This window comes from Microbacterium sp. UBA1612 (genome assembly GCF_002321605.1).
GTDB lineage: Bacteria > Actinomycetota > Actinomycetes > Actinomycetales > Microbacteriaceae > Microbacterium > Microbacterium luteum.
The window spans coordinates 20,360-36,667 of record NZ_DCMW01000023.1 but is presented as its reverse complement, the minus strand read 5'-3'; the positions used below and the strand labels follow the sequence as shown (position 1 = coordinate 36,667).

Here is a 16,308-nt window from a genome sequence, read left to right as displayed (position 1 = left end):
TTTACCGATTCGCTAAAGGGACGTTGTAGTCGACTGTCTCCGCTCAGGGACGACCTGCACCTTGATCTGATCCGGACTAGTCGCCGCGACCATCGCTGCGGCGTAGTCCTCTATGGAGAAGGTTGATGTCACCAGGCAATCGAGCTCACTTTGCAGGTCGACCATTCGATCAGCTGCGGCCGGGTACTTTTCGGCGAGCGAGTTCGAGCCGACGATGCTGATCTCCTTCGCAAAAACCTCATAGGGGTTGAGTGCGACGGTCGCCGCAGGCGACGCCACACCCATCTGGATGAGTCGTCCACGCGGCCCCAGGGCGCTGATCGCCTGGGCTATTGCGACGGGGTGACCGCTGGCATCAAGCGCGATGTCGAACTGATCACGGTCGAGCTCGCCAACCGTTGCCACGGCACGCAGTGCACCGAGTCGTTCTGCAGCTTCCCTGCGCGCGGCATTGGGCTCGACGACCCGGATACCAGCAGCACCCTCGGCCCGGCCGAGGACGATGGCCATGAGGCCGATGGAGCCTGCGCCAAAGACCACTATCTCCTGCGCCGCCCAATCGGGCACGCGCTCGAGCGCGTGCAGCACGCAAGCGAAGGGCTCGATGAGGGGTGCGGCACGGTGCGTGATGGATTCACTGATCGGGAACGCAATCCGTTCGGGAACGGCGACAAACTCGGCGACTGACCCGTTAATGGCAACCCCGACAGGGAAGAGCGACGCGCAAAGGTTGGTAGCTCCCATCACACACCACCTGCATTCGCCGCAGGATACGTTGGGATTGACCCCGACGTAGTCGCCCTCCGCAAAGCGCGAGACGTCGGGTCCGACCGCGGCGATGTACCCCGCAAACTCGTGGCCCGGCACGACGGGGAAACGGCCGTGCGGGTAGTCGCCTGAGGCGAGATGCAAGTCCGTACCGCAAACCCCCGTTCCCACCGGCGCGATGACAACCTCGCCTTGCGCAGGCACCGGAATCGGGAGATCCCGAATCTCAATCCCACCGCACCCGTCGAGGACGGCTGCACGCATCTTGGAATCTGTCATTTCACTGCTCCAAACAAGAGGCCGCGGACGAGAGACTTCTGCGCGAACCACCCCGCGATGATGACAGGGATGCTGACGATGGTTGCCACGGCGGCAACCTGAGCGGTATACAGTTCGCCGAAGCTCAAGAACTTCTGAATGAACAGCGGCAGCGTTGAGTTGGTGGTGGTCAAGTTCGCTGCGTAGAAATATTCGTTCCAAGAAAAGACGGCGCAGAGCAGAGCAGTCGACGCGATTCCCGGGCGCATGAGTGGCAGGACGATCGACCAGCCGATTCGCGCTGAACTAGCGCCGTCGACCGCCGCCGCTTCCATGATCTCGTTTGGTATCTCCTGCATAAACGAACGCAACATCCAGATGCCCAGTGGGAGATTCATACCAAGATGCATGATCACGAGAATTGCGGTCGTATTCAACAAATCGAGCTGGCTGGCCACGACGTACACGGGGATGATGCCAGCGGCGATCGGCATCATCTTTGTGGAGATAAAGAAGAACAGCGAATCCTGAGGCTTCTTAATCGCGCGCACGGATAGGGCCCACGCCGCGGGCAAGGCAAGCGCGACGACAACGAACGTTGAAACAATGGTAACGACGATCGAATTGATCGCATACGGCCAAATACCCGACTCAAAGGCTTGCACGTAATGCTCAAGGGTCGGCACGAAGATCAACTGAGGGACGGCCGCCGCCGCGACCTGCTCGGTCTGAAAGCTCTTCAGCACCATGTACGCGATCGGGAAGAACAACACGAGGCTGCTGATCCATGCTCCGGTCGCCATACCGAAGGAGACCCACCGCTTACGTCCGGATTGGGGAGCGACCGCGAGGGCCTTCCTGCGAGCGTCACCGGTGACAATGACCCTCGTCTCAGTGACGCGTGTACTCATCGACGTCCCTCCGTCTGGAATATCCCTGACAGCAGCCGGAGCATCGGAAGGATCAGTGCAATCGTTAGCACCAGAGCGACGATGCCGAGGGCGGAAGCCTGACCGAAGTCAAATGCGTTGAAGGCGGTCAAGAAGATGTAATACGTGATGTTGGTTGTGGCGTAGGCGGGACCACCCGCGGTGAGCAGCGCGATCTCGCCGAAGGTCTGGATGAGATTCATCGCCAGAAGGAGCGCCGCCAGTTCAAGGAAAGGGCGCAGGTGCGGAAGCGTCACGTGCCGAAAGCGACCAGCCACCCCCGCACCGTCCATCTGTGCCGCTTCGAGCTGGTCTTGCGGCGCAGACTGCAGACCTGCGATCAGAATCAGCATCGCGAACGGAACAAATCGCCATGTGAGGAGAATGACAAGCGCCGCCATTGGAAATTCAGACAGCCAGGCGATTGCAGGCAAGCCGAGAGAGCGCGACACGAATCCGAAGAATCCGAATGTCGGATCAAACATCGCTGACTTCCAGAAGAGCGTAGCCGCGACCGGCATCACAAAGAATGGGGTGATGGCCAGCGTTCGAGCGATCCCTCGGCCAGGAAAGGCATGATTGAGAAAGATCGCCATGATGAGGCCCACAATGATGCACGCAAGCGTCGACCCTCCCGTCATCACTACCGTGTTGGCTACCGACCGCCAAAAAACAGGATCCTGCACCACATCGACGTAGTTCTTCCCCCCGTTGAAGGTCGCCTCCCCACCGTCCAGAAGCCGCCAGCGCTGAAAGCTGAAGATGAGGGTAAGAAGAAACGGAATCTGGGTGAGCAGGAGCGTAAATACCAAGGCGGGCAGGAGGGGTCCACGTCGCTTCCACTTCTCGCCACGCGTCATCGGCGGCGGTGCAACCGGGTCGACCTTGACCACCTCCGTCGAGTCGACAGCATCCATGACGGCGGATTGGCTCATGATCAGCTCTTTCTCAGAATGACGGGCGCGCCCGGATGAGCCCGGGCGCGCCCAATCGAACTACTGGCCGTAGCCAGCTTCCTCAATGATGTTGCTCGTGAACTCCTCGCTGGCCGCGAGTGCATCGTCGACGCTCTGCGCGCCACTGATTGCACCCGCAAGCTGTTGAGACACGTAGTCACCGATCTCAACGAACTCCGGAATCTGCACATACTGAACACCCGTGTAGGGCACCGGGTTCACGGTCGGCTGAAGAGGGTTGGCAGCCTCGATCGACTGGATGGTCAGGTCCGCGTAGCGGTCCGCAGCCTCGAGGTACTCAGGGATTTCGTAGGTCGAGTGGCGCGAGCCGGGCGGAATTGCATCCCAGCCGGCGTTCTCTCCGGCGAGTTGAATGTAGTCCTTGCTCGTGGCCCAGGAGATGAACTTCCACGCGGCGTCAGGGTTTTGACTGCTCTTGGTCACAGCGAGCCCCCACGACCACAGCCAACCCGACGGGATATCAGCGGGGCCCGTCGGCGCCATCGCAAAAGCGATGTTGTCAGCAATCTCCGGCGAGGCCGCTTGATCGATGGCCGACCCAGCGAAGACGGTGTCGTCGTACCACATCGCCGATTGCCCCTGACTGAATGACTGCAAGCACCCCTCCCAGCCTGACGCAGCTGCGTCCGGCTGCCCATAGTCCCGGAGGAGGTCAACATAGAAATCCACGGCCTCTTCCGTTTCGGGCATGGTCAGTTCCGTCTCCCACGCTTCGTTGAACCACTGACCGCCGAATGTGTTGATGACCGTAGTGATGGCTGCGAGGTTCTGCCCCCACCCGGGAAGACCCCGCAAGCAAATACCGGAGATACCCGCTTCTTCGTCATCCATCGCCTCAGCCGCAGCACGAATCTCATCCCACGTCGGACTTTCCGAGATCGTCACGCCAGCAGCCTCAGCCAGATCTTTGCGGTACATCAAGAACGATGACGAACCATAGAAGGGGGCAGCGAAGAGTGTCCCGTCATCGGAGACAATATTCTTGATCGGCTCAAGGAGGTCCGCCTCATCCCAATCGGTGTCCGCGGACGCATACTCGTCCAGCGGTATGATCCAGCCTCGCTCAGCCCAGATCGGGACCTCGTAGCTGCCGATCATGGCCACGTCATACTGACCTGCGTTCGTAGAAACGTCCTTCGTGACAGCCGGACGCAACTCGTTCTCAGGCAGAACCGTGAACTCGACGTTGATTCCCGGATTCTTCTCCTCGAAGTCAGCGATAAGCGATTCAGCCGTCTGCATCTGCGGATTCGCAGCCAGCGCGACGGTGATGGTTACCTCACCGTCACCATTTTCTCCCCCACTGTCACTCGAGCATCCGGCGATCAGACCGGCCGTTACCCCGACCATGCCGATGCCGGCCACCGCCGTTTTCCACTTTCGCTGAGCCACGGCAAACCTCCTTGTTTGTGTTGCCTCCCGGTGCGAGAGACGTCGCAACTCTCTGCGACTCCGCCAACCTATCCCTTTTTGTCCGTGTTGTCGAGACTGTACGTACAATTAGCTCGGTACGTCCCAGCGGGACTCGAGTTGTACCATTGCGCCCAAAGGAGTGTGCCAGTGCCGCCGACGATCGAACGAACCTCACCCGTTCCGTACTACGAGCAGCTCTTCGAGATCCTGCGCGCGCAGATCCAGGCCGGCGAGATCGCGCCCGACGAGCGCCTCCCGAGCGAACTCGAACTGTGTCGCGACTACGGACTCTCCCGCGCCACCGTGCGGCAGACGCTGTCGAAGCTCGAGTCCGACGGATTCGCGCACCGCATCCCGCGCCGAGGCGTCTTCGCCTCCTCCCCGGAAACCCCCACCGGATGGACGGTGCAGGAAGGCTTCCTCGAGTCCCAGATCCGGCACGGCCGCACCGGCATCGAGACCTCCGTCATCGCGGCGGGTTTCACGGTTCCCCCCGAGCACGTCGGCGAAGCCCTCGGGCTCGACGCCGACGAGCAGGTCTTCGCCATCGAGCGCGTGCGATCCATGAACGGCGACAAGGCGATGTTCAGCACCAACTGGATGCCGGGCCTCGCCGGACAGACGATGTCGACCGCGACGGAGGTGCTCGACGGCACCGGCTCGGTCAACGAGCGTCTTCAGATGGCGGGGTTCGTCTCCCACGGCGCGCGCCGCGTGATCGACGCCCTCGCCGCCCCCGACATCGTCGCGAAGAATCTCGGGATCACGGCCGACACACCGATCCTCCGCGTTCGCTCGTTGTCGTGGGACAAGAGCGGACTCAGATTCGACTACTACGAGACCTGGGTGCTGACCGAGCTGATCCCCCTCGAGGTGAGCGTCTCCGCAAGCTGAACCCCGCCGAGGTCACCGCAGCATCTCGGCGGTGAAACCCCCGAACGCCTGCACCGGATCCACATCCCACCCTCGCCCGGCAGCGGCGAGCATCGCGGCACCGACGGCGGTCACCTCGGGCTCGAGGATGGGCGCGACGCCCGCGCCGTGCACGGCGGCCTTCACCTGCAGCCACCCCGGCGAGCGCACCCAGCCGCCTGCAAGTCGCACGACGCCGCGTTCGGTCGCCCCCGGACTCACCACATCGACGGCGTCGCGCCCCGCCACCGCCAGTGCTCCCAAGACAGCGGATGCGCGCACCCGCGGGTCGCGCGGCGCATCCTTCGCGTACGCGGGCGCCACGCCGCCTCGGGCGCCCCGCACGAAGTAGCCGGCCTCCCACACCTCCAACGGCGCGCGGCTGCCGACGAGCAGCGCGCGGATCTCGTCGGCGACCTCGGGTTCCCGCGATGCCCACTGCACGTTGCGTGCGAGCTCCTCGACGTGCAGGAGCGTCACGCCCGACTGCCGGATGGCCGGGGCGATGTCCACGTGCGGCCTGCGGTGACCCGCGTCCGAGCCGTCGCGCGCCACGACGACCTCTGCGGTGCCCATCGAATCCAGCACGGCGCCCGGGAGCATCTGCCGCACACCCCACGCGGCGATGGGATGGTCGTGTCCGCCGGCGACGGTCACCGCGTCGGGCGCGAGGATGCCGGCGTCGCGAAAGGCGTCGCACGCGACCCCGCCGAGCACCTCACCGGCCGCCACGACGGGCGGCAGCAGCGCCGGATCCCCCAGCGTCGCTTCCACACGTGGAACGGCCCACGCACGGTCCCGGCTTCGCCAAGCCCCCGTGCGCGGAGCGAGGGTATCGCTGAGGAACGGCCGGCGCGCCCACCTGGCCGCGGCGAGATCGGTCAACGACACCCACCCCTGGGCGGCATCCGACGCCTCCCACCGACGCGCCCACACCCAGCCGACCATGCTGCACACCGGGTCGATCTCGACGTCGAAGGTGTCGTCGCCGTGCAGATGATCGGCGAGCGCATCGAAGATCTCCCGCCGCCGCGGGTCGTACCAGGTGAGTGCCGGAGTGAGCGGATTCAGATGCGCATCGACCAGCACGCCGTCCTCCCCCACGCCCGCCACGCTCAGCGCCTGCACCTCCAGGAGATCGCCGCAGACCTCGAGCACCATGTCTTCCACGGCATCCAGAACGCTCTCGGCACGCACCGACAGGTCGGTCGCATCGCGCGGGGTCGGGCGGCCGGCGCGCGCCATGACGACGCCGTACCGATCAATGGCGACCACCTTGGTGTTCGTGGTGCCGACATCGATGCCGACACTGACGGGGATGCGTCGCGACGGGGGCACGTGAGAACTCCTCATCGACGGGTCGGATCGGGTACCGACCCTCTCGACGATAGTGCGAGCGCGCCCCGTCGGCCCCCGACTCAGCGTCGCGCGACCGCCGGATCGACGTAGCCGAGCGACTCCTGCGCACGGCGATGCTGCTGCGCGATCAACGGCTCATGCGGCACCGGGTCAAGTGCCGCGACATCGACCGGCCACGAGGGGAAGGTACCGTCAAGCGCGGCGACCGCCTGCATGGCCGCTCCTCGCGCGACGTACTCATCCGCGGCGGGGATCCCGATCGGCAGACTTACCATCTGCGAGAGCACCTGCTGCACCGCGGGATTCTTCGCCGCTCCGCCGATCAGCAGGAGTCGATCGACGGCCACGCCGCACTCGTTCAGCGCATCGAGCATCGCCACCTGACTGGCCATCGTCCCCTCAACGACCGCTCGCGCGAAGTTGGCGCGCGTGAGGTTCGTCAGCGTGGCACCGTGCATCGAGCCTCGCGCGTCCGGAAGGTCGGGCGTGCGCTCACCCTCGAAGTACGGCAGCAGCGTGAGCCCCTCCGCGCCGGCTCGGGCGGTCAGCGCGAGGTCCGACAGCTCCGTGTACGAGCAGCCCAGGAGTCCGGCGCCGACGTGCAGGTTGCGGGCGGCGTTGAGCGTCGCCACGAGCGGCAGGTGCTCACCGGTCGCATCCGCGTAGCTGCAGACGTAGCCGGCATAGTCGTGCACCGGCGTGTCGGACCGGGCGTAGACGACGCCCGACGTGCCGATGCTCATGACGCCGTCACGGTCGGCAAGTCCGAGCGCGAGTGCGGCGGCTGCGTTGTCGCCGCTGCCGACACCGATCGCGATACCCGCGGGAATTCCGGGCAGCCCCGCCGCGGTGACACCGGCGCGATCGAGCGGTCCCCTCACCTGTGGCAGGAGCGCATCTCGGCCGAGCGCATGCACCAGGAGGTCGTGCGTGTACTCCCCGGTATCGGGCGACCAGTATCCGGTTCCGGATGCTTCCGACCGGTCGGTCACGAGCTCGTCGATGCCGCCGCCACCGGGGCCATGGCCTCGAAGACGCCATGTGAGCCAGTCGTGCACGACAGCGATCGCGACGGTCGCTGCTGCTCGGGTCGGATGCCGGTCCCGCAGCCATCGCGCCTTCACGACCGTGTCCGAGAGGGTCAGCGGGAGGCCGGTGCGCCGGATCCACTCATCGCGGCCGAGCTCGGCGTTCAGCGCGATCATGTGCGGGTGCGACCCGGTGTCGTTCCACAGCGGCGACGGCGATGTCGGCGTGCCGGTCTCGTCGAGGAAGATCGGCGTGTGCTGCTGACCGCTGACGGAGATGGCGGCGACATCGTCGAGTCCACCCGCCGCGTGCACCGCGTCCAGCAGCGCCCGCCACCACACCTCGGGATCGACGATCGTCGCGAGCGGATGCGGCGCCTTCCCCTCGCGCACCGTCGCTCCCGTCGCAGCATCCCGCACGGTCACCTTGCAGGCCTGGGTCGACGAGTCGATGCCCGCGACGAGCAGCCGCGACCCCGTCATGCGCCGATCTCCTTCATGGCGCCCCAGCGGATCGCGTCGGCAGCCAGCCATTCCTGCAGACGCGCGTGGCGGGTTGCGTCGACGTCGACCTCGTACGTGTCGGCGGCCGCCCAGTCCCCCGGAAGGTGGGAGGCGATCGCCTGCGCCCCGCGGGACACCACCTGGGGGAACCGGGCCACCGTGAGCGGCACGCCGAGAAGATCCGCCTTCAGCTGCAGCCAGAGCGGGTTTCGCGCGGCGGGGCCGATGACCTTGACCCGATCCACCGGCTCGTCGAACAGACCGAGCACGTCGGCGAACTGCCGCACCATGCCGAGGAAGCATCCGACGATCAGGTCATCGGCAGTCGTGGCATCCCCGACGCCGGCGATCACCCCGCGCGCGGACGCATCCTTCGCCGGTGGCGGGCTCCCACGGAAATAGGGGAGCACCACGGGCGCGGCATCGAGGTCGACCCGCCCGGCGATGTAGCGCTCGTAGAGGTGCCCGATACGAGAGGAGAGGTCAGCCGCATCCCATCCGAGCAGCCGATGGAGGGTGCCGAACGCCGAGCCGCCGGTGGGGATGGAGGCGAACAGCGTGAACGACGAACCGTCGCACGAGATGCCGTTCGCGATCTTCGTCGACGCCGCCCGCGCGTCCAGCCGCGGGGCGTCGCGAAGGAAGAGGAGGCCCTCGGTCGTACCGGTGGAATTGAGCAACTCGCCCCGGTGAAGGTCGGCGCCGACCCCACCGACCATGTGATCGTGTCCGGCGACGTGCACCCGCGTCTCGCGGTGCAGGCCCCAGCGCCGCGAGGTGCGCGCACTGACAGCCACGCCGTCGGCGGCCGGCCGCAGGGCGGGAAAGGCGCTCGTGGGCACGTCGAGCAGCGCGCACGCCTCGTCGGACCAGGTGCCGCGCTCGAGGTCGAGCGCCATCGTGCGGCTGGCGAGGGAGTACTCCGCCCACCGTCGACCTGTCCACGTCGCGGCGAGATACTCGGCGACGTTCAGCCACTGCGCATCCCGGTCGTCTGGGCCGGCGTGCTGCAGCGCCCACGCGACCTTCGAGAGGCCGTAGTTGGGGTTCGCCGGCAGACCGGTGATCGCGTAGAGCCGCTCGCGGTCGGCATCGGTCAGGGTGGCCAGGAGAGCTTCCCCGCGGTGGTCGTGCCACAGGATCATCGGGGAGGCGAGGGTGAGATCGCCGCGCACGAGTCCGCCCGACTCCCCCGTGCCGGTGATCGCGATGCGACGCACCTCGTTGCGAACGTCGAGGTCGCTGACGAAAGCGGTGATCGCCGCGTCGAGGGCATCGAGGTCGTAGATCTCCCCCCACGCGTCGCGTCGGGTCGGAGTGGGCACGGTCGTCGACGACACGACCGCACCGGCCGCGTCGAAGCACGCGAGCTTGACGCCGGTGGTCCCGATATCGACGGTGATGGTGGGAATCACGTGCGGTCCTGTCAGACCACGGACGGATTGAGCATGCGGATGCGCTTCTCGACGACGTCGGTGATCGACGCAACGGCTTCCTTCGAGACGCGGATGAGGGACACCTCGTTCGGGTTGGCGACGTAAGCCTCGCCGAAGGTGCGGATCATCGCGTTGCGCAGGTCGCTCGCGACATTCACCTTGACGACGTCGAACTCCCGCAGGCGACCGAGATCCTCGGGCGGCAGACCGGACCCGCCGTGCACGACCAGCGGAACAGAGCTGGCGTCGCGCACCTGAGCGAGCAGATCGAAGTCGATGCGGGCGGTCGGCGAGAACCCGTGCACGTTGCCGACCGAGACGGCGAGCATGTCGCATCCGACTCCGTCGACGAAGGTCGGAACCTGCGTGGGCGAGGTCATGTCGGCGTGCTCGGGACCGACCTCGTCCTCCTTGCCGCCGATGCTGCCGAGCTCGGCCTCGAGGGCGATCGCGTCGCCGCACATCTCGCGAGCCTTCGCCGAGGTGGCGAGGTTCTCCTCGAAGGGCTCCTCCGACGCGTCGATCATGATCGAGGTGAAATCGGCGGCCAGCGCACTCTCGACCGCGCCGAGGTTCTTGCCGTGATCGAGGTGGAGGGCGACGGGCACGTCGGTGGTGGACAGGCGGCGGCTCACCATGTCGTAGATGTACTCGAATCCTGACAGTGCGACGTTCGTCGGGGCCACCTGGATGAAGGTCGGAACCCCGACCCGCTCGATCGCGGCGACGATGCCCATCGTCGTCTCGATGTTGGTGGTGTTGAACGCTCCCGCGACGAGCTTCTTCGACGTGCACTCCTGGATGACATCCAGGCCGCTGACCAGAGGCATGTGTTTCCTTTCGCCCGTCGCGCGCCGCTGCGCCGACGAGGAAACTCTAGCCTGGTCTGTACGTCTTGTCCATGCTGTACGTACAGTTCTGTCGATGGCTTGGGTTCTTGGGAGGGGAAGCGGCGCGCGTTTCGGCTCGCTTCGCTCGCTCAACGACCGGGGGGCGCGGGTGCTCGCTCAACGGCCGGGAGAGGCGGCGGGCGGGGCGGGTCAGGCGGGGAGGTGGCGGGCGCCCCAGGTGAGTTCGCGAGTCTCGCCGGGGGCGAGCCAGATCAGATCGATGCCGGAGTTCAGGGCATTCGGCGGCGCGGACATCGGCTCGAGCGCCACCGCGCGACCGACACCGTCGGCGCCGGGGAAATCGGCGGGCGTGAACACCTGCAACCACCCGAACTCCGGATCGGCCCACACCTCCGTCGCCGCACCGTCCGGCGCTTCCAGCCGCGCGATCGTCCCCCGGGTGTCGCGATTCGCGAGTCGCCCGTAGGCGACGTTCAGATCGGCGCCGTGGAGCGAACGCCCACCGCGCAGATCGAACTCGCCCGCGATCACATCCCGCTCGGCGACCGGATTGAGGCGCTCGTCGAGTTCGAGGCGAACGCCGGCGTCGACCCGCAGCATCAGCTCGTCCGTCGACACCTCACCGACGCGGAAGTAGGGATGCGCGCCGACGGCCCACGGGGCCGGCGCATCCGCGTGATTGCGCACGCCGTGCGTCACGGCCACACCGTCGCCATCCAGCGCGTATGTCACCCACGACTCGAGCAGCAACGGCCAGCCGTGCTGCGGATGGATCATCGCGGCGAGCGTGAGCGACCGATCCGTGCGCTCACGCAGCGTGTAGGCCGTGTTGCGCAGCAGACCGTGGATGGCACCGCCGCGCGCGACATCCGTCACGTCGAGCTGCTGCGTCGCGCCGTTCAGCTGCCAGCGCGCATCCGCAACGCGATTCGGCCACGGCGACAGCACGATGCCACACCCCTTCGGCGGCAGTCCGCTCGGGTCGACGGTCTCGGTGATCCGGATGCCGCGCACCCGCACCTCCCGCAGCACGGCGGCGAGCGCACTCACCTCGACGCGCACCGCGCCGTCGTCGAGCACGAACTGTTCTCCCAGGATGTCGGTCACGGCGCCCAGCCTAGGGCCCGCGCCGGCCGAACGACCCACCACGTCTCCCCGACATCCGCAACCCCCTGCACGCTCGGCCGCGCAGCCTCTTGAGTAGACGAGGACGAAAGGGGAACAGTCACGATGACGACAGAAGAATCGACGAACCGCCACGACGACAGCGCCGCGCCCGGTCCGAACGAGGGCACCCGCGGCGCCGGCTCGGAGTCGCCGGAAGAGGGCGAAGCCGCGATGGATGCCGCCGAAGAGGCCACGGTCGACGACCGCGGCGAGGACTGACCGCACCCGGGTGCCCGCTGCAGAACGCAATGCGGGCCCGCCACCCACCGGGGTGACGGGCCCGCATTGCGGCTGGGCGAGGATCAGGCGTCGAAGCGCGCTCCGGCCGGGTCGCTGTCGAGCACGAACAGCACCAGCAGGATGATGCCGCCGACGACCGGAATGAACCCGAGGAACCAGAACAGGCCCGAACGATTCGTGTCGTGCAGACGGCGCCACGAGAGCGCCAGGGTCGGCACGATGATCGCGAGCCACCAGATGACCAGCAGTGCGATCCCCACACCGAACAGCGGGCCGGGCGCCGACGCACCGGTGGCCGAGTCGATGCTCGCCCCGGCGAAGCCGCCGATCGCGGTGATGATGTAGAGCACCGTCACGATGATGATGTTCGCGAGGTACCACCACCAGAACTCGCTGCGGCTCGCGCGGCCGCTGAAGGTCGCGTACTTCTTCCAGAAGCGCGTGAAGGCCTGCCCGAACGACGCACCGTAGAGCGGCTGCGACAGCGAAGGCGAGGCGGGAACGTTGGTCACGGATATCCCCCAAGTGATCGGATGCGGATCCGCCCGAAGCGGGCGGCATCCCTACTGTGCCCGACACGCGGGCCGCCATGTGGGATTGTGACGCGCCCCAACACGAATTCGGCGTTGCCGGCACGCGACGTCCCGGCACGCGACCTCCCGACACGACTCAGCGGTGCAGATGCGCGCGCTGGCCCTCGCGGTCGAACACCATCACGAGCTCTGCCGGGGCATCGAGCGCCGTCATCGCGTGGGGCGTCATCGTCGAGAACTCCGCCGCCTCACCCTCGCCGACCTCGATCCGCCGCTCCCCCAGCTGCAGCAGCACGCGACCCTCCAGCACGAGGAACCAGTCGTATCCCGGATGCACCCGCGGAGCGGGCAGGGCGGCTTCGGGTTCCAGCCGCATCTTCATCGCCATCGTGCGCCCGTCGACGCGATTCAGCGCCCACGTCGTGCGGCTGCCGGAGCGATGCTGCGTGGGACGGATCACGACGTCGTCATCGTCATCGGCGTGGAAGAGGGCATCCAGACTCACCTGCAACGCGCCGGCGAGCGGCACGAGCACGTCCAGACTCAGCGTGCGCTTGCCGGTCTCGATGCGACTGATCGTCGACGCGCTGAGATTGCTTCGCGCGGCGATCTCGTCGAGCGAGTAGCCGAGGGTGGTGCGGATGCTGCGCAGGCGGGCGCGGGCGAGCTTCTCGACGTCTGCGGTCACCATGGGATCAGCATGCGCTGCCCTTGCGAATTGTGCAAGCGGGCATCCGGAATCCGCCAGGCGAGCCTACGCTGTCGACATGGGCCACGACCACGATCCGCACACCGACGCCGCCGCGCACACCCCACCCGCGCACAGTGCCGCCGCGCACACGCCGCCCGCCATGACGCGCCGCTGCGACGTCGCTGTGATCGGCGGGTCGGCCGCCGGCCTCGCCGGCGCGCTGCAGCTCGCCCGCCAGCGCCGGTCGGTCATCGTCGTCGACGACGACACGGCACGCAACGCCCCCGCCGCACACATGCACAGCTACCTCGGGCGCGAGGGCGCACCGCCAGCCGAGCTGCGCGCGATCGGCCGCGAGGAAGTCCGCTCCTACGGCGGCGAAGTGCTGTCCGGGCGCGTGCTCGATGTGCGGCGCGACGGCGACCTCTTCCGCCTCGAGCTCTCCGGCGGCAGCGCGCTGCTGGCGCGACGGGTGCTCGTCGCATCCGGCCTGACCGACGAGCTGCCCGAGATCGACGGGCTGCGAGAGCGGTGGGGCCGCGAGGTCATCCACTGCCCCTTCTGCCACGGCTGGGAGGTGCGCGACCGCCGGGTGGTGCAGATCGTGACGACACCGCTGGGGCTGCATCCGACTCCGCTCATGCGGCACCTCACCGACCGGCTCACGGTCGTCGTGCACGACGGCACCGGCATCGATCGCGACGCCCTGCAGACCCTCGCCGCCTCGGGCGTGCCCGTCGTCGAGACCGCGGTGTCGCGCGTCGCCGAGGCCGACGGCGCCCTCGGGATAGAGCTCGTCGACGGCCGGATGCTCGCCGCCGACGCCGTGCTCGTGGGATCGCGCTTTCATGCACGGACCGGCATGCTCACCGGCCTCGGTCTGCAGGCGACACCCCACCCCAGCGGTCTCGGCGAGACGCTCGCGGTGGATGTCACCGGCCGCACCGCCGTCGACGGCGTCTTCGCCGCGGGCAACGTCGCCGACCCGAGCCTGCAGGTGCTGCCCGCCGCGGCGAACGGCAGCCTCGTCGGCGCACAGATCGCCTTCAGCCTCGCCGGCGACGATCTGGCCTCGGGCGCCCGCCCCTCCGGCGTCGAGGTCGAATGGGACGATCGCTACGGCGGCGAGCGCGTCTGGAGCGGCAACCCCAACGGCACGCTGGTCGCCGAAGCATCCGACCTCGTCCCCGGTCGAGCGCTCGACGTCGGCACCGGCGAAGGAGCGGATGCGCTATGGCTCGCCGAGCGGGGATGGCATGTGACCGCATCCGACGTCTCCTCCCGCGCCCTCGGGAGGGTCGAGGAGGAAGCCGCGCGCCGCGGGCTCGACGTGCGCACCGTGCACGCGGATGCGAACAGCATCCACCCCTACGGCGCGGAGGAGTACGACCTCGTCTCGCTGCAGTACGGATCCTTCGCCCGCACACCCGAGGGCCGCGGCCTGCAGGCGCTGCTCGGTGCCGTCGCACCGGGAGGAACGCTGCTGGTCGTCGCACACGAGCCGTCGTGGGCGCTCGAGCAGAGCGATCCGGCGTCGCACACGCGCATCTTCGATCCGGCGGCGTACGTCGGCGTCGACGAGATCGCCACTGCACTCGCGGCCGACGGCGGCTGGCGCATCGAGGTGCGCGAGACGCGGCCGCGACCGGCCGGAGCCGCCAGCGGCCACCACGTGGAGGATGTGGTGCTCCGCGCCGTGCGAGCGCCGTGACAGAGTGGAAACGTCTGTCTGGTAAGACAGAGTGTCTGTCTTCTCTCATGGGGGTTTCATGCGTCTTTCGGTGATCGGGTGCGGGTACCTGGGTGCGGTGCACGCGGCGGCGATGGCCTCGATCGGTCACGAGGTGGTCGGGATCGATGTCGACGAGCGGAAGATCGCGTCGCTGTCGAAGGGTGACGCGCCGTTCTTCGAGCCGGGCCTGCAGGAGATCCTCACCGAGGGCATCTCGTCCGGACGCCTGTCGTTCACGACCGACATGGCCGCCGCGCAGGGCGCGAAGGTGCACTTCATCGGTGTCGGCACGCCGCAGCAGGCCGGCGGATACGCCGCCGACCTCACCTACGTCAACGCGGCCGTCGACGGCCTGCTCCCCTACCTGTCCGAGGGCGACCTCGTCGCGGGGAAGTCGACCGTGCCGGTCGGCACCGCCGCGAACCTCGCCGGCCGTGTCGCCGAGACCGGTGCGACGCTGGTGTGGAATCCCGAGTTCCTCCGCGAAGGCTGGGCCGTGCAGGACACCGTCGACCCCGACCGGCTCGTCGCCGGCGTTCCGTCCGAGAACGGTCACCCCACCCCCGAGGGAGAACGCTGCGCCGATGTGCTCCGCGAGGTGTACCACACCGCCATCGCCAAGAACACGCCGTTCATCGTCACCGACTACGCCACCGCGGAGCTCGTGAAGGTCTCCGCCAACGCGTTCCTGGCCACGAAGATCAGCTTCATCAACGCGATGGCCGAGATCGCCGAAGTCACCGGCGCCGACGTCACCACCCTCGCCGACGCGATCGGCCACGACGCCCGCATCGGCCGCAAGTTCCTCGGCGCCGGCATCGGCTTCGGCGGCGGCTGCCTCCCGAAGGACATCCGTGCATTCAGCGCCCGCGCCGAAGAACTCGGCAAGGGCGAATCGGTCGCGTTCCTCCGCGAGGTCGACGCGATCAACCTCCGCCGCCGCGACCGCGCCGTCGACCTCACCGTCACCGCCCTCGGCGGCACCGTCTACAACAAGAACGTCACCGTCCTCGGCGCCGCGTTCAAACCCCACTCCGACGACATCCGCGACTCCCCCGCCCTCGACGTCGCCGTGCGCCTGCACGGCCTCGGCGCGAAGGTCACCGTCACCGACCCCGCCGCGATCGAGAACGCCCGCCGCATCCACCCCCAACTCGACTACGTCGAAGACCGCGACCAGGCCCTCACCGGCGCCGACGCCGTCATCGTCGTCACCGAATGGGACGAATGGCGCCGCGACCTCGACCCCGCCCACGCCGCCACCCTCGTCACCGGCAAGGTCGTCATCGACGGCCGCAACTGCCTCGACGCCACCGCCTGGCGCAGCGCCGGCTTCGAATACCACGGCATGGGCCGCCCCTGACGCGACGCCCGCGGACGACGGCCTTCGCCGCCGGCGCCCGCCGCCGACCCCCGGGCGGACGGAGCCGTTTCCCCTGTCCATGTGCCCCAACTCAGGCTCCAACGACGTAAAGCGCCATCTGGGAAACATCAGGCACTTGCTGAGCCT

15 protein-coding genes are annotated in these 16,308 nt (G+C 67.6%); 4 read left to right on the top strand and 11 right to left on the bottom strand.

Features of this window, described 5'->3' with window-relative positions; translation table 11 throughout:
* Window positions 1-12: 12 nt before the first annotated feature.
* From B3S45_RS09890 to B3S45_RS09875, 4 genes are read right to left on the bottom strand one after another with little or no spacing between them, the layout of a single operon-like run.
* Window positions 13-1,047 carry an alcohol dehydrogenase catalytic domain-containing protein gene (locus B3S45_RS09890; protein ID WP_286720260.1) on the bottom strand — a complete coding sequence of 345 codons (1,035 nt, stop codon included), beginning with the start codon at window positions 1,045-1,047 and terminating at the stop codon, window positions 13-15.
* Window positions 1,044-1,937 (bottom strand): carbohydrate ABC transporter permease, encoded by an 894-nt coding sequence (locus B3S45_RS09885; protein WP_286720257.1) that lies wholly within the window; start codon window positions 1,935-1,937, stop codon window positions 1,044-1,046. The genes B3S45_RS09890 and B3S45_RS09885 overlap by 4 nt, the downstream gene beginning before the upstream one ends.
* On the bottom strand, window positions 1,934-2,890 hold the full coding sequence (locus B3S45_RS09880; protein WP_286720254.1) for a carbohydrate ABC transporter permease: 957 nt from the start codon (window positions 2,888-2,890) through the stop codon (window positions 1,934-1,936). The genes B3S45_RS09885 and B3S45_RS09880 overlap by 4 nt, the downstream gene beginning before the upstream one ends.
* Window positions 2,891-2,950: 60 nt before the next feature.
* Window positions 2,951-4,324: an ABC transporter substrate-binding protein gene (locus B3S45_RS09875; RefSeq protein WP_286720250.1), complete on the bottom strand. Its 1,374-nt coding sequence runs from the start codon at window positions 4,322-4,324 to the stop codon at window positions 2,951-2,953.
* Window positions 4,325-4,492: 168 nt separating this feature from the next.
* Here B3S45_RS09875 and B3S45_RS09870 point away from each other — a divergent pair, with 168 nt between their 5' ends.
* A complete protein-coding gene (locus tag B3S45_RS09870) occupies window positions 4,493-5,239 on the top strand; it encodes a GntR family transcriptional regulator (RefSeq protein ID WP_286720245.1) in 747 nt (248 codons plus the stop codon).
* A 12-nt stretch (window positions 5,240-5,251) separates the two neighbouring features.
* Here B3S45_RS09870 and B3S45_RS09865 read toward each other — a convergent pair whose 3' ends face one another.
* The 5 genes from B3S45_RS09865 to B3S45_RS09845 all read right to left on the bottom strand — a co-directional run bounded on the left by B3S45_RS09865 (window position 5,252) and on the right by B3S45_RS09845 (window position 11,542).
* Window positions 5,252-6,595, bottom strand: coding sequence for an FGGY family carbohydrate kinase (locus tag B3S45_RS09865; protein ID WP_286720242.1), 1,344 nt, complete (start codon window positions 6,593-6,595; stop codon window positions 5,252-5,254).
* Window positions 6,596-6,675: 80 nt separating this feature from the next.
* On the bottom strand, window positions 6,676-8,127 hold the full coding sequence (locus tag B3S45_RS09860; protein ID WP_286720239.1) for an FGGY family carbohydrate kinase: 1,452 nt from the start codon (window positions 8,125-8,127) through the stop codon (window positions 6,676-6,678).
* Window positions 8,124-9,563: an FGGY-family carbohydrate kinase gene (locus tag B3S45_RS09855; protein WP_286720237.1), complete on the bottom strand. Its 1,440-nt coding sequence runs from the start codon at window positions 9,561-9,563 to the stop codon at window positions 8,124-8,126. The genes B3S45_RS09860 and B3S45_RS09855 overlap by 4 nt, the downstream gene beginning before the upstream one ends.
* 11 nt (window positions 9,564-9,574) lie before the next feature.
* Window positions 9,575-10,414: a class II fructose-bisphosphate aldolase gene (locus tag B3S45_RS09850; RefSeq protein ID WP_286720234.1), complete on the bottom strand. Its 840-nt coding sequence runs from the start codon at window positions 10,412-10,414 to the stop codon at window positions 9,575-9,577.
* Between the two features lie 210 nt (window positions 10,415-10,624).
* On the bottom strand, window positions 10,625-11,542 hold the full coding sequence (locus B3S45_RS09845) for an aldose 1-epimerase family protein (RefSeq protein WP_286720231.1): 918 nt from the start codon (window positions 11,540-11,542) through the stop codon (window positions 10,625-10,627).
* Window positions 11,543-11,665: 123 nt separating this feature from the next.
* On the opposite strand from B3S45_RS09845, the gene B3S45_RS09840 reads away from it, so the two are divergent.
* Window positions 11,666-11,821, top strand: a complete 156-nt coding sequence (locus B3S45_RS09840; RefSeq protein WP_176759454.1) for a hypothetical protein — start codon at window positions 11,666-11,668, stop codon at window positions 11,819-11,821.
* An 83-nt stretch (window positions 11,822-11,904) separates the two neighbouring features.
* On the opposite strand, the gene B3S45_RS09835 is transcribed toward B3S45_RS09840, so the two are convergent.
* Entirely contained in the window at window positions 11,905-12,354 is a 450-nt protein-coding gene (locus B3S45_RS09835) for a DUF805 domain-containing protein (protein ID WP_194383769.1), read from the bottom strand.
* 157 nt (window positions 12,355-12,511) lie between these two features.
* Complete coding sequence (locus tag B3S45_RS09830; protein ID WP_071045609.1) at window positions 12,512-13,066, bottom strand: helix-turn-helix domain-containing protein; 555 nt, start codon at window positions 13,064-13,066, stop codon at window positions 12,512-12,514.
* Between the two features lie 76 nt (window positions 13,067-13,142).
* On the opposite strand from B3S45_RS09830, the gene B3S45_RS09825 reads away from it, so the two are divergent.
* Window positions 13,143-14,777 carry a bifunctional NAD(P)/FAD-dependent oxidoreductase/class I SAM-dependent methyltransferase gene (locus B3S45_RS09825; RefSeq protein ID WP_286720224.1) on the top strand — a complete coding sequence of 545 codons (1,635 nt, stop codon included), beginning with the start codon at window positions 13,143-13,145 and terminating at the stop codon, window positions 14,775-14,777.
* Between the two features lie 58 nt (window positions 14,778-14,835).
* Window positions 14,836-16,161 (top strand): UDP-glucose dehydrogenase family protein, encoded by a 1,326-nt coding sequence (locus B3S45_RS09820; RefSeq protein ID WP_286720222.1) that lies wholly within the window; start codon window positions 14,836-14,838, stop codon window positions 16,159-16,161.
* Window positions 16,162-16,308 lie beyond the last annotated feature (147 nt).

Coding starts and splice junctions, on each gene's coding strand:
- B3S45_RS09890 (WP_286720260.1), bottom strand. CDS start 1,047: ATGACAGATTCCAAGATGCGTGCAGCCGTCCTCGACGGGTGCGGTGGG.
- B3S45_RS09885 (WP_286720257.1), bottom strand. CDS start 1,937: ATGAGTACACGCGTCACTGAGACGAGGGTCATTGTCACCGGTGACGCT.
- B3S45_RS09880 (WP_286720254.1), bottom strand. CDS start 2,890: ATGAGCCAATCCGCCGTCATGGATGCTGTCGACTCGACGGAGGTGGTC.
- B3S45_RS09860 (WP_286720239.1), bottom strand. CDS start 8,127: ATGACGGGGTCGCGGCTGCTCGTCGCGGGCATCGACTCGTCGACCCAG.
- B3S45_RS09850 (WP_286720234.1), bottom strand. CDS start 10,414: ATGCCTCTGGTCAGCGGCCTGGATGTCATCCAGGAGTGCACGTCGAAG.
- B3S45_RS09840 (WP_176759454.1), top strand. CDS start 11,666: ATGACGACAGAAGAATCGACGAACCGCCACGACGACAGCGCCGCGCCC.
- B3S45_RS09830 (WP_071045609.1), bottom strand. CDS start 13,066: ATGGTGACCGCAGACGTCGAGAAGCTCGCCCGCGCCCGCCTGCGCAGC.
- B3S45_RS09825 (WP_286720224.1), top strand. CDS start 13,143: ATGGGCCACGACCACGATCCGCACACCGACGCCGCCGCGCACACCCCA.
- B3S45_RS09820 (WP_286720222.1), top strand. CDS start 14,836: ATGCGTCTTTCGGTGATCGGGTGCGGGTACCTGGGTGCGGTGCACGCG.